At 39.1% G+C, this 22,880-nt stretch carries 19 protein-coding genes; 10 read left to right on the forward strand and 9 right to left on the reverse strand.

Annotation, left to right across the window (positions count from 1 at the left end):
- Positions 1–102: 102 nt before the first annotated feature.
- The gene (locus tag JG479_RS03600) at positions 103–858 is read right to left on the reverse strand and encodes a hypothetical protein (RefSeq protein WP_200219978.1); all 756 of its coding nucleotides are present in this window, start codon (positions 856–858) and stop codon (positions 103–105) included.
- Positions 859–1,224: 366 nt separating this feature from the next.
- Here JG479_RS03600 and JG479_RS03605 point away from each other — a divergent pair, with 366 nt between their 5' ends.
- Positions 1,225–1,572, forward strand: coding sequence for a hypothetical protein (locus JG479_RS03605; RefSeq protein ID WP_200219979.1), 348 nt, complete (start codon positions 1,225–1,227; stop codon positions 1,570–1,572).
- Between the two features lie 82 nt (positions 1,573–1,654).
- Here JG479_RS03605 and JG479_RS03610 read toward each other — a convergent pair whose 3' ends face one another.
- Together JG479_RS03610 and JG479_RS03615 are read right to left on the reverse strand one after the other, a co-directional pair.
- Positions 1,655–3,031, reverse strand: coding sequence for an NAD-dependent succinate-semialdehyde dehydrogenase (locus JG479_RS03610; protein WP_200219980.1), 1,377 nt, complete (start codon positions 3,029–3,031; stop codon positions 1,655–1,657).
- Positions 3,032–3,248: 217 nt separating this feature from the next.
- A complete protein-coding gene (locus JG479_RS03615) occupies positions 3,249–3,764 on the reverse strand; it encodes an NUDIX hydrolase (protein ID WP_039485087.1) in 516 nt (171 codons plus the stop codon).
- A 234-nt stretch (positions 3,765–3,998) separates the two neighbouring features.
- Between JG479_RS03615 and JG479_RS03620 the strand changes: the two genes are divergently transcribed.
- The 6 genes from JG479_RS03620 (at position 3,999) to JG479_RS03645 (ending at position 10,380) form a co-directional block, all read left to right on the forward strand.
- Positions 3,999–5,339, forward strand: coding sequence for a sigma-54-dependent transcriptional regulator (locus tag JG479_RS03620; RefSeq protein ID WP_200219981.1), 1,341 nt, complete (start codon positions 3,999–4,001; stop codon positions 5,337–5,339).
- A 14-nt stretch (positions 5,340–5,353) separates the two neighbouring features.
- Positions 5,354–5,563 carry a histidine kinase gene (locus tag JG479_RS03625; protein WP_039485081.1) on the forward strand — a complete coding sequence of 70 codons (210 nt, stop codon included), beginning with the start codon at positions 5,354–5,356 and terminating at the stop codon, positions 5,561–5,563.
- A 38-nt stretch (positions 5,564–5,601) separates the two neighbouring features.
- Positions 5,602–7,086 carry a sensor histidine kinase gene (locus JG479_RS03630; protein WP_200219982.1) on the forward strand — a complete coding sequence of 495 codons (1,485 nt, stop codon included), beginning with the start codon at positions 5,602–5,604 and terminating at the stop codon, positions 7,084–7,086.
- A complete protein-coding gene (locus JG479_RS03635; RefSeq protein WP_039485075.1) occupies positions 7,087–7,548 on the forward strand; it encodes a response regulator in 462 nt (153 codons plus the stop codon).
- Between the two features lie 10 nt (positions 7,549–7,558).
- Positions 7,559–9,526: a hybrid sensor histidine kinase/response regulator gene (locus JG479_RS03640; RefSeq protein WP_149602189.1), complete on the forward strand. Its 1,968-nt coding sequence runs from the start codon at positions 7,559–7,561 to the stop codon at positions 9,524–9,526.
- Between the two features lie 233 nt (positions 9,527–9,759).
- Positions 9,760–10,380, forward strand: a complete 621-nt coding sequence (locus JG479_RS03645; RefSeq protein WP_007581529.1) for a fumarylacetoacetate hydrolase family protein — start codon at positions 9,760–9,762, stop codon at positions 10,378–10,380.
- Here the strand turns inward: JG479_RS03645 and JG479_RS03650 are convergent.
- The 3 genes from JG479_RS03650 to JG479_RS03660 form a co-directional block, all read right to left on the reverse strand.
- The gene (locus tag JG479_RS03650) at positions 10,331–11,254 is read right to left on the reverse strand and encodes a hypothetical protein (RefSeq protein WP_007581531.1); all 924 of its coding nucleotides are present in this window, start codon (positions 11,252–11,254) and stop codon (positions 10,331–10,333) included. The two genes, JG479_RS03645 and JG479_RS03650, sit on opposite strands and share 50 nt — an antisense overlap.
- Positions 11,255–11,370: 116 nt before the next feature.
- The gene (locus JG479_RS03655; RefSeq protein WP_200219983.1) at positions 11,371–12,423 is read right to left on the reverse strand and encodes an aldo/keto reductase; all 1,053 of its coding nucleotides are present in this window, start codon (positions 12,421–12,423) and stop codon (positions 11,371–11,373) included.
- An 18-nt stretch (positions 12,424–12,441) separates the two neighbouring features.
- On the reverse strand, positions 12,442–12,870 hold the full coding sequence (locus JG479_RS03660) for an acyl-CoA thioesterase (RefSeq protein WP_002958095.1): 429 nt from the start codon (positions 12,868–12,870) through the stop codon (positions 12,442–12,444).
- 776 nt (positions 12,871–13,646) lie between these two features.
- On the opposite strand from JG479_RS03660, the gene dinB reads away from it, so the two are divergent.
- Together dinB and JG479_RS03670 are read left to right on the forward strand one after the other, a co-directional pair.
- A complete protein-coding gene (dinB, locus tag JG479_RS03665; RefSeq protein ID WP_200219984.1) occupies positions 13,647–14,699 on the forward strand; it encodes a DNA polymerase IV in 1,053 nt (350 codons plus the stop codon).
- 129 nt (positions 14,700–14,828) lie between these two features.
- Entirely contained in the window at positions 14,829–16,349 is a 1,521-nt protein-coding gene (locus JG479_RS03670; RefSeq protein ID WP_200219985.1) for a M17 family metallopeptidase, read from the forward strand.
- 71 nt (positions 16,350–16,420) lie between these two features.
- On the opposite strand, the gene JG479_RS03675 is transcribed toward JG479_RS03670, so the two are convergent.
- The gene (locus JG479_RS03675; RefSeq protein ID WP_154903475.1) at positions 16,421–18,058 is read right to left on the reverse strand and encodes a methyl-accepting chemotaxis protein; all 1,638 of its coding nucleotides are present in this window, start codon (positions 18,056–18,058) and stop codon (positions 16,421–16,423) included.
- A gap of 142 nt (positions 18,059–18,200) precedes the next feature.
- A complete protein-coding gene (locus JG479_RS03680; protein WP_200219986.1) occupies positions 18,201–20,426 on the reverse strand; it encodes a S9 family peptidase in 2,226 nt (741 codons plus the stop codon).
- Between the two features lie 111 nt (positions 20,427–20,537).
- Between JG479_RS03680 and JG479_RS03685 the strand changes: the two genes are divergently transcribed.
- On the forward strand, positions 20,538–20,942 hold the full coding sequence (locus tag JG479_RS03685; RefSeq protein ID WP_182673319.1) for an HIT domain-containing protein: 405 nt from the start codon (positions 20,538–20,540) through the stop codon (positions 20,940–20,942).
- A gap of 41 nt (positions 20,943–20,983) precedes the next feature.
- Here JG479_RS03685 and JG479_RS03690 read toward each other — a convergent pair whose 3' ends face one another.
- Complete coding sequence (locus JG479_RS03690) at positions 20,984–22,684, reverse strand: dipeptidyl-peptidase 3 family protein (protein WP_200219987.1); 1,701 nt, start codon at positions 22,682–22,684, stop codon at positions 20,984–20,986.
- Between the last annotated feature and the right edge of the window lie 196 nt (positions 22,685–22,880).

Genomic DNA, 22,880 nt, shown 5'->3' on the forward strand with positions numbered 1-22,880 from the left:
AGCAACAACACGACTACCACGTTTATGTTGTCGAGTGGCTAGAAAGTGCCATGTATAGTCTTTGATAGTTTACCAGGTGCAGGCCCACAATTAGCACCTCGATTATGTTTCTTTTTCGTCGATTCTTTTGAGAATAATTAGAAATACATCTAAAGCTTCTTGAACCAAATTTTGATGTGCATGCTGATCAATGAGTAAATAAATAAGATGATTACGGTATGCAGAACTCAAGTGCTTTGTAAGGACTTCATCGATGTTAGTAACTTTAGAAACTGAGGAATTTGATGCATAAAGCATTTTATTTCTTTCATTTGCAATTTCTTGAATGTATTTGAATATCGAGTCAATGCCACGATCAGATGCTATTTCACGAACTTTCAGTAAATAATCGGTTGCTTTTCCGTTAGGCTCTACAGAGACAAGATTTAGTGGTGGCTGTGGAACAATGCATATCTTTTTGTCTCCATCTTCACCAATTGGCATTCTAACCCACAGTTTTTCTTTTTTGTTTCCGTTTAAAGAGTCAAAAAAAAGCTCCAATGGAATTTCATTTTTTAAAATACCCAGCGCGCCACCAATTAAATCAAAGAATGGTGAAATACCTGATTTGTGTTTGTGATCCCAAGATTTCAATTTATTAGCATTAGCATATCGTCGCTTTTTTAACGCTGCAAATATTGCCGTTGCTGACTCTTCCTCTGCGGTAATTGCAACAAAAGCTGCTATTTCTGGCATACTTTCACGCAACAATACGGAGCGTTCCATGTGTCGGATGCTAGATTTCACTGCAAAGCCACCATAACCAGAAGTGGAACTAGCTTCTTTAAGTACTTTTTTTTGAAAATCGGTTAAATTCATAGATTCCATTTGAAACATAACGGCTTATTGAACACCATTTTGGTGGTTTATAACACACCAAAACGGCGTATATTACATATCCTGATAATTTCACCAATAATTACTTTTGTAAACATGTGATTAAAACAGCTCGGAATTAGGCATGTTATTTTGCCCCAAAACGGCGTTTAATAATGTTATTGGACAAAATTAGATTCTACTCAAAACACAGGAATAAACTTAACTTTTTCATTGTCCGGTTAGCGCTCATTGTTGCCTGTCAGGTTAAGTCTAGTGAAATAGATTGCATTGCATAGTTAAAGTTTTTATATTGTTCGGCAATATTTTATTGGGTGCTAATAAAGCACTGCGTGCAAAGGAAAGCATGTGAATTATAAAAAAATGTACTACCCAGTTAAGGCGCTTGCTGTTTTATCTTTAGTTGCTGTTGCTATTAAGTACTGGATGCCAACTGAAATTGGCTTTGCGTTTATGCTGTTGCCTTATTTGCTTCTATATTTTTTAGCTAACGCTAAAAACTATAAAAATAAACGGCTCATTTTTATTAGAATTATAGCTGCATTATGCACTATTATTTTAGCGCCAGTACTTGTCTTTGGTATTGAACCTGACCCTCAGGCTGGGATTGGTATTATGTTTTTGCTGATAATGCAGCTAGCTGCAATTAGTGCCTCTGAATTTATTATATTATTCTTTTATGTTGATAATGATTAAAAAGCAAACTGCTCATTTAAAGTTAAAAAAAAACCTAAAAGCGGTTACCCGCTTTTAGGTTTTTTAATGTATTAGGGCTAAATTAGCTATTGATCATAATACATTTGATATTCACAAATTCGCGCATACCAAAGCCTCCGTGCTCTCGGCCGTAGCCACTTTCTTTAACACCACCAAACGGTAGGTTAGGTTGTGCTAAACCGTAGCCGTTAATATTGATCATGCCTGTGTCAAAGTATTTTTTAGCTAGTTCAATGGCTTTTTTCTCATCTTTAGAGAAAATACCGCCGCCTAAACCGTAGCGAGAGTCGTTAGCGATGCGCATTGCATCGTCGTTGTCTTTGGCTTTAATAAGCGAAGCTACTGGGCCAAATAATTCGTCGTCATAGGCTGGCATACCAGGGGCTAAGTTATCTAATAGAGTAGGTGGGTAGTAATAGCCTGTTTGCGAAGGTATTTCGCCGCCCGTAACTATGTTTGCACCTGCTTTAACTGATTCCATGACTTGGTCGTGAATCCCGTCGCGTAAATCTTCACGTGCCATTGGACCTAAGTCTGTGTCATCAGCCATTGGGTCGCCCATTTTCATGGCTTCAAATTGCTCTTTAATTTGCGCTTTAAAGTCATCGTAAAGTGACTCTACAACAACGAAACGTTTAGCTGAAACACACGTTTCACCGTTATTGATCATGCGCCCGGTTACACAGGTTTTAACTGCAAGCTCTAGGTCTGCGTCATCAAGTACTAAGTAAGCGTCGTTACTACCAAGCTCTAACACTGTTTTCTTAACGTGTTTACCAGCTTCTTCTGCTACTTTTTTACCTGTCGCATCACTACCGGTAAAGGTTACGCCGCTAATTGCTTTGTGCGAAATTAAAGAACTGGCTGTTTTGCCGTCGATAAGTAAATTGTTAAAGCAATACTCTGGGAAACCAGCTTGTTTAAATAGCTCTTCTATTTTTTCAGCCATGCCAAATACATTACCAGCATGCTTTAATACGGTTGTGTTACCCGCCATGATGTTAGCAGCACTGTAGCGAATTACCTGATAAAGCGGAAAGTTCCACGGTTGAATACCTAATAGTACACCTGTTGGTTGGTAGCTGATAATTGCGCGGCCGCCGTCCATATCACGTTCTTCGTCAGCAAGTACTTGTGGGCCTTGTTCGGCTGTATAACGACAAATTCCTGCACATAGTTCAACTTCTTGAAAGCCTTGCTCATAAACTTTACCCATTTCTTCGGTCATGAGTTTTGCAATAGCTTCTTTTTGATCTTCAAAGAGTGAGGCTAACTTATTAAGGCATTTTGCACGTTCAGTGAATGACGTTAATCGCCATTTTAAATATGTTTCGTGAGATTTTTCGATTACCTGTTCTGCTTCCTTTTGAGAAAGTAGTGTATAGGTTTCAATGGTTTGCTCAGTTGCGGGATTAATCGTTTTAACTTTGTTACTCATTTCTATCTCCTTACAAATTTAGTTATTTAAAAGGTGCAAGGCTAGAGCCAGTTTTTATCATAAGTTGATTTTGTTTTTATCCATCTGATTTTATTAGTTAAATTTATATTTTTGTTGAAGGGGGTATTTTTTAAATATAAAAATTGAAGTGCTCGAGGCAGTAAAATATTCTGGGCGTTGCAAAATTTACAACACCCTCTGGGGCAAACACAGAGCTTTATATTAGCTCCTTTGCAATACGCTTTAATAAGTAAGTTTCTCGTAAAATAGAAAGCCCTTGTTTTTCACTGTTAGCAATGGTGCGCTCGTTATGTGCAATTGCGTCGTTAATATCAACCCATTTGGCTGTCATGCCATTTTGCTGCTCGTAATGCTCTAACTGCGCTTTGCCAAACTCGTCGGCAATACTGCATACAAAGCAATACGATTTAATATGAATAATATCAAAATCGTCTTTATACCAAGGGCGATACTCTTCATAGAGTCCAAAAGCTTTAACTACACTTATTTGTTGTGCACCGGTTTCCTCGCTTAGTTCGCGAATTAAGCCTTGCTCAATACTTTCGCCGTCATCTACTCCACCGCCGGGCAGGCTGTAGTCTTCATAACGGTTTGTATACATTAAAAGTATTTTATTATTTTTAATTACAATGGCGCGAGCTGTTAAGCGTGTAAATTGAGTACCTTGGTCAATATTAATACCTGAATGTATTAAGGTTTTTAATTGCTGCATTTCGTCTCCTTTTTTAGGTTTTTAATAATAATAGTTGCTACCATTCTATAAATAGAAACGATTTTAATTATTAATCATAATTTGTGATCGATTTTTTTCAGCATACGTAAATATTAGGTTGGTAACATTAATAGCATTTAATCGCTTAAGTTTATTTTAAAAATTAGATTCTGGGCGCACCTTTAAATTAATATCAAGGATGCGTAGAATAAGAAAAAAGCATAGGGATTTATCATGTTAGACATACTTTTAGTAGATGACGACGTTGAATTTAGTGACGTTGTTTGCCACATAGTCGAATTCCTCGGCCACAATATAAGCACAGCTACCAGTTTAAAAGAAGCACATCAATGGTTTGAAAATAATGCCTTTGATCATGTGCTGCTTGATTTTATGCTGCCTGATGGTAGCGGTTTGCACTTACTTGATCACTTAAAAACGATTGGGCAATCTCCAAAAATTACACTTATTTCGGGCCACCCTTCAGTTAAAGGTATTTTAGCTGATATGTGTGAGCCAAATGTAGGGCATTTATTAAAACCATTACAACGTGAAGATTTAGAACTCGTTTTAAATGGCCCTAAAAAAGCAGTTAAAAAAGCAAAGTCGAGCGGTATTGTACGCCACTTTGGCGGTTTAATTGGTGAATCTGAGCCAATGCAAAAGCTTTACAACATGATTGAACGCGTAGCTAAAACAAATGCTAACGTGATGCTTATGGGTGAAAGTGGTGCAGGTAAAGAAGTAGTGGCTCAAGCTATTCATAACGCAAGCCAGTGCGAAGGGCCATTAGTTGCTAGCAACTGTGGCGCACTTTCAAAAGAGTTAATTGGTAGTGAGTTATTTGGCCACGAAAAAGGCGCATTTACAGGCGCAATTGCACGTAAAGAAGGTGTATTTGAGCAATCAAATAACGGTACTTTGTTTTTAGACGAAGTAACTGAAATGCCAATTGATATGCAGCCAAATTTACTGCGAGTGCTTGAAACTAAAAAGGTAACACGCGTAGGTGGTAACAGAGAAATACCAACCAATTGCCGTGTTATTTCAGCTACTAACCGCTCGCTTACCGATTTAGCACAAAATAATGTTATTCGTGAAGATATTTACTTTAGGTTGGCTGTTTTTCCTATTGATATACCGCCACTTCGCGATAGAAAAGAAGATGTACCTTTATTAGCAAAAGCCTTTTTAGATCAACTTAATGACGAAAACGGCACTGCCTTTAGTTGGACTGCCGCACAGCTCAAAGAGCTGCAAAGCTATGAATGGCCGGGTAATGTGCGAGAGCTCCGCCATGCTATACACCGTGCATTTATTATGAGCGACCCACAAACTAGCGACATTACTTTACCTGATAACTTAGAGTCACCTTTTTCGCGCGTTAATAATCAAGCTGCCGAAAAGCCTGTATCAGCAGGGCAAACAATTGAAGAAGTTGAAAAAGAACTTATTCATGCAACGCTTGATAAGGTGCAAGGTAATAAAACGCTTGCTGCACAAATGCTGGGTATTAGTACTAAAACACTTTATAACCGCCTTAATGCATATGGCGGTATTGGCGAATATAAATAGATTTGAGGAAGGGCATGACATCCGATAACCAAACAGAGCAACTCAATAAATTAGTACACGATGCAAGAGGGCCGCTAAATCGTATTTCGATGAATGCTGAGCTGATTAAATTGGTACTTGAAAACGATATGCCAAAAGAAAAAGCGTTAGATGCACTTGATAAAATTATCAATAATTGCCAACAGTGCAGCGAAAGTTTGCAAAAAATATCAGACTCTCAATAAATATTAAGTGTTGTATAAACTTTAATTCGGGAAGCTAAATGAGCAAGAAAAAACAGCAAAGTAAGGCGAATATCACTTGGGCAACATTTATGGTGGTTGTGCTAGGTATTATTGTGGGCAACGCATTTTTAGCATTGAATACGATTCAAGGCTTAACACAAACCCAAAAAAGTTTAGACAACACTAGCATGCTAACCACTGCAATTGAGAAGCTGCATCTATCCATAGTGCAGGCTGAGTCAGGACAGCGTGGTTATTTATTGACAGAAGAGTCTGATTATTTAACGCCGTACTACGATGCTGTAGGCCAAATTGAAGCGCAAACAGGTCATGTCAAGTCGCTTCACTCTGAGATTGACGGTCAAGCTGAGCGTATAGCCCAGTTGTTAGTTCTTGTAGATAGTAAAATTAAAGAATTAAAACAAACTGTAAACCTTGCGCTAGATGACAAAGAAAGACGTGCGTTGTATGTATTAAATACGCATAAAGGAAGAAAGCTTTATAAGCAAATTAGAGAGTATGTTAATGAAATTCAAGACCGCGAATTACTCTTTAAAGTAAGCCATTTTTCTAAATTAGCACAGATTAAAAATGAAGCTAAAATTACATTCGCTATAACAGCAATAACGAGTGCGTTACTGATTATTGGTATGTTTATTATGACGCGCCTTAATTTAAGAAATGCAGCACAATATCGTTTTGAGCTTGAAAAACAAAACGAAACATTAGCAATGAAGGTTTCTGAACGGACACAAGAGCTAACATTATATTCAGATGAATTGAGCCGTAGTAACCGAGAGCTTGAAGAGTTTGCTTTTGTAGCAAGCCATGATTTACAAGAACCTCTTAGAAAAATCCAAGCCTTTAGCGACCGTCTTGAAACCATGTTTAAAGATGAATTGGGTGAAAAGGGGATGGATTACATTGGGCGCATGAAAAATGCAGCGCAGCGTATGTCTAATTTAATAAACGACTTATTAGAGTTTTCGCGAATTACAACGCGTGGTAAAGATTTTGATGACACGAATTTAAATGAAGTTGTAGCTGATATATTAAGTGATTTAGAGATAGCGATAAAAGAGTCTGAAGCACAAATTGATGTAGATGATTTGCCAGTTATTCAGGCAGATAAAAGCCAAATGCAGCAGCTGTTTTTAAATTTGTTGTCGAACGCTGTTAAATTTAGGCGTCCCAACGTAAACCCACACATAAAAATTAGTTATCAAGATGAAGATATTTTCAGCTCTGATCATAATACTCATTTAAGTTTTCAAGTTATTACCATAGAAGATAACGGTATTGGTTTTTCACAAGACTATGCCGATAAAATATTTGTACCGTTTCAGCGCTTGCATGGACGCTCACAATATAAAGGCACGGGTATTGGCCTTTCTGTATGTAGGCGTATTGTGGAGCGCCACGGCGGAACAATTACAGCCCAAAGTAAAGACGGTGAAGGTGCAACCTTTATTATAAAACTACCTGTGGAAGCTGAGCTTTTCACATTGCAAGGAGAGGCTTAAATGCCCTATTCAAAAGTAAAACCGATTACTATTTTAATGGCAGACGACGATGAAGATGATCGTTTGTTAACACAAGATGCCCTTGCTGAAAGTCGTGTACTTAACGAGCTTCATTTTGTTGAAGATGGCGTTGAGTTGCTTGAGTATTTAGAGCGTAAAGGTAAGTTTGAAGACAAAGCAGTTTCGCCGCGTCCTGGACTTATATTACTTGATTTAAATATGCCTAGAATGGATGGCCGTGAAGCGCTTGAAGCTATAAAAGGAAACCCTAACTTAAAGGGAATTCCGGTTGTTATATTAACTACGTCTAAACAAGAAGAAGACATGGTTAAAGGGTATAACTTAGGTGCTGCATCTTACATTACAAAACCAGTAACGTTTGATGGTTTGGTTGATTTGATGAAAACGCTAGGAAAATACTGGGTAGAATTTGTAGAGCTACCGACAACATTTAACGATTAATGGAGATTGTATGTTAGATAAAGTGACTCAGTTGCTGCTTGTAGAAGACGATGAAGATGATTACATACTCACCTGCGACTATCTGGACCAATTGGATTCACACACGTTTAACATTCAATGGATAAGCTCCCCTGAGCAGGCAATTGCAACGCTTAGCAAAAATGAGCACGACATTTGCCTGCTTGATTACCGCTTGGGTGCATCGAATGGTTTAGATGTATTAAAAGAAGCAATTGCCAATGGCTTTAGCGGACCCATTATTATGCTTACCGGGCAGTCAAACGACGAGTTAGACTCGGCGGCGCTTGATGCCGGTGCAGTAGATTACTTAATTAAAACAGAAATGAGTTCGAGCCGCTTTGCACGTGCTATTCGTTATGCTTTGGCACGTAAAGATGTTGAAGGCGAGAGAGTAGAGCGCTTAAAAGCTGAAGCCGAAAACCGTTCAAAAGATCGATTTTTAGCTCATTTGAGCCATGAGTTACGTACTCCTCTATCGTCTATTTTAGGCTACACCGAACTGTTAATGCAGAGCGATTTTAGTCAGCAAGCTGAAAATGAATTGGGTGTTATTTATCGAAATGGTAAACACTTATTGAGCTTGTTAAACGACGTGCTCGACTTATCTAAAATAGCAGCCGATAAACTGGAACTTACCCTAAGCGAAGTTAACCTTGATAGCATGCTTGCCGATGTATACACGCTAATGCGCGTATCGGTGCTTGATAAAGGTCTTACGCTGCGCTTTGAATCTCATCAGCCATTACCTTTGGTTGCACGACTTGATGCAACAAGAGTTCGTCAAATTTTAATAAATCTAATAAACAATGCGGTTAAATTTACCGATAAAGGCGAAATTGTTGTTAATGCGTGGACGCAATGGGTTGATGATCGCGAAATGCTATTTTTTAGCATTAAAGATTCAGGTATGGGCATTGCCCCTGAAAAACAAGAACTTATATTTAAGCCATTTGAACAAATAGCCGATGTAGAATCACGCTCTGTAGGTGGCGCAGGCTTAGGTTTGGCAATATGTGCTGAATTGTTAGCGCGTATGCACGGTGATATTAGTTTGCACTCTGAAATAGGCAAAGGTTCTACATTTACGATTTCGGTATATCCAGGTGATATTAGCGAAGTAGAACGACAAGTACTTAATTTTAGTAGTGCCCCACAATTACAAAGTAAATCGGCTCCATGCAAAGTGCATGGGCGAGTGTTAGTGGTTGATGATTTACGTGATTTACGCATGCTAGTTGGTCATATGATCAGTACCTGTGGTGCGCGCGTAGATTATGCCGAACATGGCCAGCAAGCACTTGAAAAAGTACGCATAGCAGATGCGTATAAAGCGCCTTACGATATTATTTTTATTGATATTCATATGCCTGTGATGGGCGGCAAGGAAGCTACCATAGAGCTTAGAAAAATGGGCTACAAAGGCCCAATAATTGCGCTCACTGCCGCTACGATGAAAGGCATACATGAGGAGCTTGCTGCACTTGGTTTTAACGATGTAATACCAAAGCCTGTTGATAGCGCGGCTTTATATCAATGTTTGCAAGATTACTTGGTAGCGCCAGAGCATGCACCGCAAGCGAAAGATATAAATTGTAGTAATGGCTTAACCGAGAAAAAGCAGCGCTTTTTACTTGTGGAAGACGATCACGATGCAGCGCAAATTACGCAACTACTTTTAGAAAGTTTAGGCGTTGAAACCGTCATTGCGTCTAGCTGCGCACAATGTTTGCAAATACTTAATCACGACCAGCAATTTAATAAGGTATTGTTAGATATGCATTTACCTGATGGTCGTGGCGTTGACTTAGGTCAGCAAATTAATGAACGATATCCAGATCTACGTTTAGTGATTGTAAGTGGCGCAGAGCCAGATCCAAGAGAAATAAAAGATTTAAATATTGACCGAGTTTTACTTAAACCTATTAATTTGAGCTTACTTGAAACGCTTATTAGCTAGGGACTATTTACTCTTTGTTGCCTACATGGATGTAGGTAAGGGGCGTGAGCAGGACGCGGAAGCTTTGCTCGGTTTTTACTTATTCTTACAGGGATGTAAGTCAGTAGAATAACGCAGGAGCAGTTATCGAGCCCACTAGGTTACAAACCTCGCGCCGCGATTAAATAGCCCCTAGATTGAACAAATTTTAATCCTGAAAGGTCAACAGGTCCAATAACTGAGACATTATTTATATGCATTCAATAAAGTTAGTATCTGAAGAATTAACACCATCAAAAGTAGTGTGTGTTGGTCGTAATTATACAGCACACATTGCAGAGCTAAATAACGAAACGCCAGATCAAATGGTTTTATTTAATAAGCCAAATAGCGCAATTACTAATACGTTATTTGCAGCTCACAACGGCGATACGCTGCATTATGAAACCGAGCTATGTTTTGTAGTTAAAAATAAAAAATTTGTAGGTGTTGGACTAGGCCTTGATTTAACTAAGCGTACTGTGCAAAGTAAATTAAAAAATAAAGGGCTTCCATGGGAGCGCGCTAAAGCGTTCGACGGCTCTGTAATTTTAACTGATTTTGTAGCGCTAACTGATGCAATGAAGCACTTTACCTTTGAACTTAAAATTAATAATGAAGTGATTCAGCGAGGTGATACTCATTTTATGCTGCACAACCCTGACTCAATTTTACAAGAAATTAGTGAATTTATGAGCTTAGAAGACGGTGATGTAATAATGACAGGTACACCGTCGGGCGTAGGTGAGGTAACAGCTAAAAGTATTTTTGCAGTGGCGCTTTATGCTAATGATCAGTGTTTGCTTGAGCATCAGTGGCAAGTAAGTAAAAATTAATGACTTGCTGTTGGTAGTGTTTATCAAAGTCAGTAAAGGTGGTTTTAAGCCAATTATGCTGACTTTGTTGATACTCAGGCGATTGAAGTACATTATTTTTTAATGCGCGGTTAATTTTTTTAAGGGCTTGCTCTGCAAAATTATTAGGTGCTTTAGCCGCACAGCCTATTGCTCCTCTTATAAATTGAATGTCATTTTCTGCAATTGGCACACTTTCTATATTCGTATACTCCCCTTGTTTATTAAAGTAATCAGCCATAAACGGGTAATCAATTGAGTAGTCTAAAAAGCCGTGACTCAAGCGTGCTATAACAGCCTGACTTTCATTTTCGCTACTCCAACTTAACGAAGACTCTTTATCTCGTTTTGTATTTTCAATAATTGTATTAATTTTAGTTGTAAATTTACGAGCAGCCGCTTGCCCGTATACATATTGCGGGTCGGTTAATAAATTAATAAGGTGAATAGGCGAGCCGTGCTTTTCTTCTAATTGCGGCTTTAGCTCTTTAGTCGTGATAATTGAAAATGGGGGATATACCGTTGTTGGATTTGAGTAGTTAAGCTGTTGGTTATTATTTTTTTTATAAATAACACACGGAAAACATACATTTTTTCCTTCATTTAAATATTTATTTATACGCTGCTGAGGAACAATTAAGCGGGTATGTTTTACATCAGTTATGGTTCTGATGAGTTGCTCGGTTAGGTTGTCGCAAATTCCACCTTGTGGTGCACTTTCGCTTTTAGCTATATGAAAAGGGGGCGTGTAACTTTGCAGCCAAATAATTTCTTCTAGAGGCTGTACTTTTTGCTCAACAGCGTACGCGTTAAATACAATTAATAAGCAAAATGCATAGTATCCGTTTTTCAGCATTGATAAGTGTTCGTTGAATTAAGAAAACCTAATAAAAGTATAGTGTTGGTTGTAGTAGGGTCAAATATTTTAGTCAAAAGCAACCTCATTCAAGGCTGCTTTTAACTCATACATGCTTAATAAGGCATCGGGTGGTTTCTAAATATAGTGTTAATCTCACTAAGAATTTCGTCGTTTAGCGTTATGCTAAATGCGTCTATATCTTCCTTTAATTGAGCTATAGATGTTGCTCCAATAATTGAAGAAGTTACGCCATCTACTTGGTTACACCATGCTAAGGCTAGTTGTGCTGGAGTAATATTGTTTGCATGAGCCAGCTCAACATATTGCTTAGTTGCTTGCTCTGCATTGGGTGTATTTCTAAAAATACCGTTACGCTGCATGAAGGTCCAACGAGAACCTTCAGGGCGAGCACCGTTTAGGTATTTACCCGTTAATAAACCGGCTGCTAAAGGCGACCACGGTAAGTAGGCAATATCTTCGTGTACACATTGTTCTATTAAATACGGCCAGTCTTTAGCGTGCGCTAAGCTAAACTCATTTTGAATAGATACCATACGCGGTAAGTTATGCTCTTTGGCCAAACTTAAAAACTGGCTTATACCCCATGGCGTATCGTCAGATAAACCGCAGTGCTTAATTTTACCTGCTTTAACACATTCATTAAGGCCTTCTAGAATATCAAGCATACTAGCTTGTTGCTCTTGTGTATTTACGTCGGTAAATTTAAGAGTGCCGGGCCATTGTCTGCCAAAGTGAGGGGTAGAGCGGTTTGGCCAATGTAGTTGATATAAATCGATGTAGTCTGTTTGAAGTCGCTTAAGTGAATCATCCACGGCTTCTATTACTGTTTGGCGAGTAATATTGCCGCCATCACGTACCCACGATAATCCATTGCCTGCAATTTTTGTAGCTAGTACCACTTCGCTGCGCTTTTGCTGATTACGCGATAGCCAATTGCCAATAATTTCCTCGGTTTTACCATAGGTCTCTGGCGAAGGAGGCACAGCATACATTTCGGCTGTATCAATAAAGTTTACGCCTTGCTCTAGCGCGTAGGCTATTTGTTCATCAGCGTCGCTTTGAGTATTTTGTTTACCCCAAGTCATACTCCCTAGGCACACTCGAGATACGTTTACGCCACTGCTACCTAGTGGGTTGTATTGCATAAAAACTCCTTAACTAAATTAGTTTTGAGCATGGCTGATTAAAGCCGATAAAAGAGGCTCGGAGATTGGGGCTTTTTGCCCTGTAGTAAAATCAAACATTACAACTTTAGATGCACCCGTAGTCGTTATTGCTTTTTGTGCATGGCTGTAAACGGTGTAGTTCATGGTAAAGCGATCTGTTTTAAGATCTGTAATTGTAACGCCTACAGTGAGTGTGTCGGGAAAAGTTACTGGGCGTTTATAGCGAACGTTATTTTCGCTTATTACTGGGCCCACACCGTTTGGGCTTATTGTGTCGAACAGATTTATTTTATTTAAAAAGTCGATTCGGGCTATTTCAAAGTAACGTAAATACACTACATTATTTACGTGTTGTAGCGCATCCATATCAGCCCATGCTACGGTGATATCGGTATGAATAGGGTGCTGATCTTTAAACGTTTGCATTATTTATTGGCCCTTGATTTTCAAAGTACTTAGATTATCAACATGGTGTTACGAGCTCAAGGTAATTAATGGCATGTTTTTTTTATAAGATGATTGTACCTGTTTAATTTTAGGTCTACAGTTAAATTACACAGACAAACACAAAAACACACAAAGGTAAAAATATGCAGAATATAATTAATTGGTCCTTAGCTTGTTTGGTTTTTATAGCTTCTTTTACCTGTTACGCGATGGGGAATGAATCTGGCGCTATTATTTTAATGTTGGCAGGATTTTTATTTGAGGTTATGTATTGGCTACGTGGTTATAAGAGAACGGAGGATAATAAACACTTTTTTTAATCGTTAACTAGGGCCTGTTGACCTTTCAGGATTAAAATTTGTTCAATCTAGGGGCTATTTAATCGCGGCGCGAGGTTTGTAACCTAGTGGGCTCGATAACTGCTCCTGCGTTATTCTACTGACTTACATCCCTGTAAGAATAAGTAAAAACCGAGCAAAGCTTCCGCGTCCTGCTCACGCCCCTTACCTACATCCATGTAGGCAACAAAGAGTAAATTGCCCCTAGGCAGAACCCTTCGGGCAGCGCATGTTTGGCATTTATGCTACGTTATCGCCTATTTATGGGGAATAACCACACTACATAGGCTCTGCCTTGCCTAAATACCAAACATACTGCTGCAAATTTAACCTCGAAAGATAAACAGGCCCTAGGCTTGCTTATCGCATGTGATTCTATAATAATGACTGTATAAATAACCAGTTGTTGTTGTGGTGATGAAGAAGTTTATTCACATAGACATGGATTGCTTTTATGCAGCAGTAGAAATGCGAGATAATCCAAAACTTGCATGTGTACCGCTTGCTATTGGAGGCAATAGCCGACGAGGCGTGCTCTCGACCGCTAACTATATAGCTAGAGAGTATGGCGTACGATCGGCTATGTCGAACTATCATGCTAAACAATTATGCCCCGATTTAGTTATTGTCCCAGGGCGCATGGCTGTATACAAAGAAGCTTCAAACCAAATACGTGAAGTATTTAGCCGCTACACAGACTTAATTGAACCCCTGTCTTTAGACGAAGCCTATCTAGATGTAACAGACAGCACCGCTTGTAAAGGCAGTGCCACACTTATTGCACAGCAAATAAGAGCCGATATTTACAATGCTACAGGGCTCACTGCATCAGCAGGTATTGCACCGATTAAATTTATTGCCAAAATAGCCAGTGACGAAAACAAACCGAATGGTCAATTTGTCGTTTTGCCTGATGAGGTCGATGACTTTTTAGCGCAATTACCGCTGGGGAAAATTCCAGGAGTGGGCAAAGTAACGCTCGAAAAGCTAAATTTAAAAGGCTTATATACCGGCAAGGATGTACGTGAAAAAGGCGTTAACTGGATGCAGCAACATGTGGGTAATTTTGGTGTGTCGCTATATCAAAAATGTGCAGGTGAGTATGTTGGTAAAGTATCCACAGATCGCATAAGAAAATCGCTGAGTGTTGAACATACCTACGAGTACAACAAAACGAGTTTACAGGAGTGCTTAGATGAGCTGCCAAGGTTGTTAGAGGAATTAATTTTAAGGCTTAATAAACAGCAGTTACAAAATCGTATTAATAAATTGAGTGTTAAGGTGAAGTTTGCAAATTTTGTAGTGACCTCTGCCGATCAGGTATATCACGAGCTAAATACAGAAATATTTGTTCAACTACTTACTAAGGCCTACCAGCGAGGGCTACAACAGCCTGTAAGATTACTTGGCATAGGCGTTGGGATTAAAAACGAGCCAGAACAAAACTTTCAACTTAGTATTCTCGATTAAGCTGTAAAGCCTGTAACTCCAAGTTGCCATTTATTGACAGGTTATGTGATTAGCTCATCGCTCCTTACTGGTCTTCAATATTTAAATCGACGATAATAGGGGCTTATGTTTTCTAACAGGACCTTATTTATGGCATACCCTCAAGCGGTTAGTGCAAGCCTTGAATGCACATCTCATGATGCGCTTATTATTATTAGTGATGACTTTTCTCTATTACCAAATAACTCATTACGTGATGCTATTTTAGCTCAAGCAAACGTAGATTCTCGCATCGGTAAGCAAGTTACTTTATTAGTAATTGAAAACAAGCGCGTTGTACTTGCTCCAACCGGTCCGTTAAATAGAGATTACGACGACGTGCGTCGTTATTTTGATGCTGCTAAATTAGCAATTAACGAAGCAAAAGCGTCGGGCAGTGTTAACCCTGCATTATTTTTACCAAATTTAAATGGCGATAGCCGTTATCAGCATGCTTTAGAAGTTGCTTATTTAGGCGCTTGCCAAGCCTTATGGCAGCCATTAGAAGCGCGTGAATATCACGGTGAAAGCATTGAACCTATTACACAGATTGGTTTAGTTGGCGCAAGCGAGCAAACGATTAAAGCTGTTAATGCCATTGCAGCTGGCCAATATGCAGCGCGTGACCTGTGTGGTACTGAACCTGAGCGTATGGCTCCTCCACGTTTTGCTGATTACTGCGTTGAATTGTTTAAAGGCTCAAACATTGCAGTTGACGTAATTGATGATATTGCAGCTATTGATAAAAACTATCCAATGCTAAGTACAGTTGCTCGCGCATCGTATGCAGTTGAGCGCCATCACCCACGTGTTGTTAAGCTTGAATATGTACCAGAGGGCGAAATTACTCGCACACTTATGTTTGTAGGTAAGGGCCTTGTATACGATACAGGCGGTGCAGATTTAAAAGTAGGCGGCCATATGGCAGGCATGAGCCGTGATAAAGGCGGCGCAGCTTCTGTTGCGGGCTTTATGAAAGCCGTTGCTGATTATCAGCCTAAAGGCGTTAAAGTGGTATCGTACTTAGCTGTTGTTCGCAACTCTATTGGCTCAGATTGTTTTGTGCCAGATGAAATTATTACTAGCCGTGAAGGTGTTCGTGTACGTATTGGTAATACCGATGCAGAAGGGCGTTTAGCAATGGGCGACCTGCTTAGCGAAATGAAAGATTTAGCTAAAGGTGAGGTTAATCCAACGTTATTTACTGTAGCTACATTAACGGGTCATGCAGCTCGCGCAATGGGTCCATACGGTGCGTATGTTGAAAATGGTCCAGCTCGTAGTGCTGGTGTTTCACGTCAAATAGCTGACCTTGGAGATTTGTGGGCCGATGGCGCTGAAGTATCGCGTTCACGCCGTGAAGACTACGACTTTATTAAACCACGTACGCTAGCTGACGATGTTTTATCTAGCAATAACGCAGCATCTGCCGTTACTGCTCGTGGACATCAGTTCCCTATGGCGTTTATGGCTATTGTTGGTGGGCTTGATAAGCACGGTAACGACTCTGCACAACCTCTACCTTATGTGCATATGGATATTGCAGGTAGCGGTGTTGAAGGCGGTGATTGGCAGCATGGTAAGCCAACAGCTGCATCAGTAACGAGCTTGTTTGCACGTTATTGTTTGTAAGCTAAAAAATTACATGTAATAAAAAAGCCCTGTTAATTCAGGGCTTTTGCATTTTATGAGAACGCTATCGATTAATCTAATTTAAAACGATTAACTACGCTCGAAAGACCTTCGCTACTTTGTTTAAGGTTATCACTGGCATCGGTAAGCTGCTTAGTATTATTTAATGATTGCTCAGTTGATTGAGATAGCTCATTAATACGCAAATTAACCTCGTCGGCAGCTTGCGTTTGTTGCTCTGTGGCACGTGCTATTTGGCTGTTCATTTCGGTAATAATTGAAACAAGTCGTTCTATTTCATTAAGTGAAGTATTGGCTGATGACGCCTGCTCCACGGTAGAAACTGAAAGTGCTTGGCTTGATTTAACTGCTTCTACTGCTGCTTTTGCACCTTCTTGTAGTTTAGTGATCATGGTTTGAATTTCGTCAGTACTTTGCCCTGTACGACTGGCCAGTGTTCTTACTTCATCTGCAACAACAGCAAATCCTCGACCATGCTCTCCTGCGCGAGCAGCTTCAATGGCAGCGTTTAATGCCAGTAAGTTTGTCTGCTCCGATATACTTCTTATTACATCAAGCACAGAGCCTATATTATGGCTCTCGTTGGCTAAATCTTCTGTTACACGGCTGACTGTTTCAATGTTGCTTGAGAGTGTTTCTATTGCTGTAATTGTTTGCGCAACCACATTTTTACCCGTTGATGCGTTTTGTGCTGCATCCTTAGCTGCTTGCTCTGCTGCTTCAGCGTTACGGCTCACATCGTGTATTTGGTGAGTCATTTGCTCCATGGCAGCTGCAACTTGGGTTGAACTATCGTTTTGAAGCTCAATAAATGAGTGGCTTGTTCTACTTGAGTCGTCAACTGTATGCGCATGTTCGCTTACATCGTTTGCACTTTGTGCTACATGAACAAGTGACTCTCGCATTTTTAGAGCAAATAAATTAAATGAACGTGATAGTTCAGATATTTCATCATTACCGGATTCATTTAATTTACGGGTTAAATCGCCTTCGCCTTGTGAAATATCTTTCATCATATCGGCCGCTAAGCGAGTCGGTATTAAAATACTCTTACCTATAAAGTAACTAAGTAAAATAACAGCAATAATCATAATTATTGCACTGATGACTATAAGGTTACGTTGCTCACTAAATGCTTCGTCAATTGAATCAAGGTAAACACCCGAGCCAATAATCCACTGCCATTGATTAAAACCTTTAACAAATGCGATTTTTTCAACCGGTTTATCTTTACCTGGTTTTGGCCATTTATAAGGGATAAATCCCTCGCCAGAGCGTTTAACTATATTTACCATATCAACAAACAATGCTTTGCCGTCAGGGTCCTTGTTATTAGTTAAATCTTTTCCATCAAGCGCAGGTTTTATAGGGTGCATAACCATTGTTGGCTGATAATTGTTAATCCAAAAGTAATTGGTTTTGTCGTAGCGCAGTGCTTTTATTGCATTAAGTGCTTGTGATTGAGCTTGTTGTTGAGTGAGAGTGTTATCTTGTTCAAGCGCATAATAGTGTTCGATTATACTGTACGCCGTTTCTACTACATTTTGTGTTTTTATGTATTGCTCGTCTTTTAGCGAACTATATTGATGAGTTAGGCTTGATATACTAAGTATTATTAGTCCAAATACAACGATGGCTATTAACAGTGAAAAACGCTGGGATATACTAAAACTTCGTAGATTAGGCATACATTTATCCTCAAAAAGTGTGCGCTTTAGCGCATAGAATAAGCGTAGCTAAAAAAAGAGTTTAATCTAGGCTTAACGCCTATTAATGCAAAAAAAAGGCTGATTTATCAATCAGCCTTTAGTCTGTTATTACTTTACTTGCTTATTTAACGTCAAAATGACGATTAAAGAAGTTTGTAATTGTTTGATGTAAGTGTGTTTGCACTTGTTTACCGCGTAGGCTGTGCTTAGATCCTGGGTAGGTCATCATTTCAAACTGTTTTTCGTTATCTTGCAGTTGTTTAAATAACTTAGTTGAATGCGTAAACAATACGTTGTCATCAGCCATTCCATGGTAAATCATTAATGGGCCTTTTAAGCCATCAGCATATGGAAATACTGCGCTGTCTTCATAGCCTTTAGCATTTGTATCAGGGTGACCTAAATAACGCTCTGTGTAATGTGTATCGTATAGAGCCCAATCGGTTACTGGAGCACCTGATACGCCGGCTTGAAAGTAATCGCCCGCTTTAAACATAGTCATAAGCGCCATGTAGCCGCCGTAGCTGTGGCCATAAACACCGATACGTTGTGGGTCAACGTAATCAAGTGTACGTAAAAACTCTACGCCTTTAATTTGATCGGCAACTTCAACCACACCTAAATGTTTATAAATAGCATCTTCAAACTTTTTACCACGGTTGTACGAACCACGGTTATCCAGTTGAAAAATCACATAACCTTGTTGCGCCATGTACTGAAAGTACAAGTTTTTGCTGCGCCAGCTATTCGTCACTCGTTGAGCATGCGGGCCGCCGTATACGTTAACAATAACAGGGTGCTTTTTGCCATCAGCAATGGTGCTAGGCTTAAATAAACGGTAATGCATAACTTGACCATCATCGGCTTTAATTGTGCCGTATTCTGGTTTTGTTAAGTCGCTTAAATAAGGAGTAAGGGGGTGGCTACTATCAAGCTTATTTTCTTCAAGCCAGGTAATGAATTCACCGTTTACTTTACGAAGCGCTGCTGAGTTTGGTTTATTATCAGAAGAGCTATTATCGATAAAGGTTTTATTGTCTTTTGCTAGCACAACATTGTGGTACTGACCTTTTTCGGTAATACGTTTAGAATCGCCTTTTTTAAATAAAGGCGCGCTGTATAAATGGCTTTCAAGCGGTGTATCTTTTCGACCGGCAAAGTAAACAATGCCTTTTTTCTCATCAATACCTTTTAAGCTATCAACAGCCCAATCACCAGAGGTGATTTGACGAACAAGTTGACCGTTTGTGCGATACAGATATAAGTGTTTAAAACCGTCGCGCTCAGATGCCCATACAAAATGTTTTTTGTCTTTTAAAAACTCAAGATCAAAATGTAGGTTAATCCACGTTTCGCTGTTTTCGGTCAGCGCTACTTTTTGGACTTTAGTTTCGCTGTTATAAAAACGCAGTTCTAATTTATGTTGCGAGCGATTTTGCCATTGGTACGACAGTGTATTGCCGTCTTTTAGCCATTTAGCGCGTGCAATGTAAATGTCTTCATCTTTACCTAAATCAATCCAATCTACTTTTTGGTCGTTTAGCTTAACCACACCAAGTTGAATTTTAACATTATCGGTACCTGTAAACGGGTAGCGCTGGTTAAATAATTTAACTTCGTCAGCGTAAATTTCGTTACGGATAGCTTCTTTTACAGGGGTTTCGTCAACGCGGGTATAGGCAATTTTAGTTTCATCACCTGACCACCAGTAACCTGTCATACGGCTCATTTCTTCTTGAGCAACAAATTCGGCCATACCATTTTTAATTACGCCGCCGCCATCTTTACTAAGCTGAATCTCTTTACCTGATTCAAGCTCTAAAGCATAAAGGTTTTGCTCTCGAATAAACGATACGTAGTTACCTTTAGGTGAAAAGCGTGCATCGGTTTCAAATGCTTCAGTGTCGGTTAGTTTTTTACTTTTAGCTGAGGCTAAATCGTAATAATAAAGGTCTCCATTGAGTGGGAATAAAAGTGCTTTGCCATCTTTAGACCATTTGTATTCAAGTATGCCTTTACCAAAAATACGTTGGCGTTCGCGGCGTGCTTTTTCTTCATCTGATAGGTTTTCTGGGCCTGAAAATAACTTTGCCGAATCAACTAGCACACGGTTGGTGTTATCTTTTAGATTGTATTCCCATAAATCGTAGCGGTTGTAGTCATCGCTTTTGCCTTGTAGGTAAGTTACACGGCTGCCGTCAGGCGAAAATTTAAGTTGTACAGGTGATTTACCAGAAAGGCTCGGATCGTCAAAAATTCGCTCCAGCGATAAAGGTTTTGCTTGAACACTAATAGCGCCAACCATTAACGGTATAGCTAGTGAGAGGTGTTTTATTTTTTTTAGCACAAGGTTGCCTTAGCTTATTATAAATATTGCTTTGATGGTAAAGCCAAGCGTGTGCAACTGCAACTAAATGCTATAAAGTGGCGATTATCAAAGACAAAGTAGGACATAGCAATGACTCACCCTGAATTTAAACTAGCGCCAGAACTTAAACGCGACTGTATAGAACTTGCCGATTGGCCGTTGTGTAAAGTACTTTTATTGAACGACAGCTTGTATCCGTGGTTTGTATTAGTGCCTAGGCAGGCTAACTTAAAAGAGATAATTGATTTATCTGAGGATGATCAAATTGTTTATTTAAAAGAGTCAGCCAAGCTAAGTAAATTATTAATGGATGTATTTAAACCTGATAAATTAAACATAGCGGCTTTAGGTAATATGGTGCCGCAATTGCATATTCATCATATTGCGCGTTTTACGAGTGATGCTGCATGGCCTGCGCCAATATGGGGTAAACACCCAGCAGTGCCTTATACAGATCTACAAATCACAGAGCTAAAAAAAGCGCTGCATTTATAAGCTGCAACGCTTTTTTAGGGTTTAACTAAGTTTAATTAAACTTATTTAAGCCCTAGTACTTTCTTACCTTGTTTAAATGTTACATCTACAGGGATATTAGCTTTGCTTAGTTTTTCTAAGTCTTTAGCAAGTTCTTCTTTAATGTCGCCATGCGTTGCAATTAGTTGATCTACTTTTTCATAATCGCCATCGCCTTGTAAGGTTAAAATTAAGCGAGAAAGCTTAGCCATTGCAATGCTCATTTTTTCCATATTAACGCGGTATAAGCCTTCTTCATTTTTAGAAAAAGCACCTTCTTGAGCAAAAAAGTTAAAGCGGATCATATTTGCTTTACCATGCGCGCTTGATGCGCCAAAACGAACTGAGCGGAATATACCTGCCATGAAGGTCGTGTAATAATCTTCAAGAGTGCCTTCAGTAATTTCGCCTTTTTTAAGTAACTGTTCAATCATGTATAGACCTAAAATATCGGCTTTACCTTCTTCAAGGGCACTTGCGTGTTCCTGTAGTGATTGACGAACAGTACCTTTACCTGTGATTGTATTTTTAATACCTAAACCGTGAGCCACTTCATGGAACATCGTATTGGCAAAAAATGCGTCAAAAGTAATGTGTTTACGCTGCTCTGGTACAATTAACTGCTCTGAAATTGGCACTAAAATTTTATCAAATTTAGCACGCATTGCGTTTTTAAGTTGCAGACGACGAGTTCCTTTTTCTAGCTGTACTTGCTCATCGTTTGGTAAGTTAATTGCAATTGTTTTACTACCCGCGTTTGAATGCCCAGCGTAGTAAACAACATCATATGCATTTAGGTCGGCGTCAGAGCCTGGTACTTCTTGTTTGTACTTAGCATCTACAGGTAAGCCTTTTTGAAGCTCAGGTAAAAATGCTGCAAACTTAGCTAAGCGTTCGCTCCATTTTAAATCTTTGATAAGTACGTAAGATTCATAAGCTGCGCGGTAACCAAATAATTGATCTTCATAAGTTTCAATTGGACCAATAACCACATCTACTGGGTTATTTTTCATATCCATCCAAGCAAAGTCAGATACTTGGAAGTCATCTTTTTGTAGAGCATCGGCACGCAAGTTTAGATAGTTAGCAAATTCTTTATCGTCAGCAAGTTTGCTTGCTTCACGTAAAATATCAGCGGCTTTTGCAAGCTCATCAGCGTATTCTTTTGAATAAGGCACGCTGTAAAGCTTACCTTGCTCATCACGCTTAATTACAGAATAAAGCCCTGTTTTATCTTCAACGTCTGCATTGTTTAACTCTTCTTTGGTTATATCAGCAGGGTAAAACTGTGCGCCAAGAGGTTTTTCTTTATAGCTGGATAAAAATGCTTCATCACCATTTAAACGATCCCATGGACCATAGTTAATATCAGCAAATTTACGTACTTTTTCATCGTTTAGTTTTGCTAAAAAAGCATCTTTATTTTCACCAAATGCTTGCTTCCAAAATAACTCATCCATTATTTTTGAAGCGTCAATAAGCTTTGCAACCATTGCTCGTTGATTATCGCTTAAGTGCGATAAATCACTTTGTAAGCTAAAGTCGGTGTAAATATCTAAACGTTGTGTATCTGCATTAATAAGCTTAGGGCCTGACTGTGCACTGCTTTTTTGAGCAAGCTCTACGGCTGTGTTGTCGGTAGAAGACGGCGCTTGTTCAGAACATGCGCTAAGAAAAACAACACCAGAGAGCATAATTGCTTGGCTAATTTTATTTAAGATCATTATATTGCCTGTTAAAAAGTAAGTTTAATAATTTGTACTGCTTTAGTTAAATATTAAGTATGTACAAACGCTTCCTTATTGTGAGTGCATTAAAGCAAAACTAAATGGTAAATAGCAAGTATTTGGCGTTGTAAGGCAAGCATGAGCGGTAAAGCATTATAAATAAAAATAAACTTCTATAATTTTCTTAACTTTA

Origin of the sequence: Pseudoalteromonas sp. LC2018020214 (assembly GCF_016598755.1) — a bacterium.
In the GTDB taxonomy this organism is placed as follows: domain Bacteria; phylum Pseudomonadota; class Gammaproteobacteria; order Enterobacterales; family Alteromonadaceae; genus Pseudoalteromonas; species Pseudoalteromonas distincta.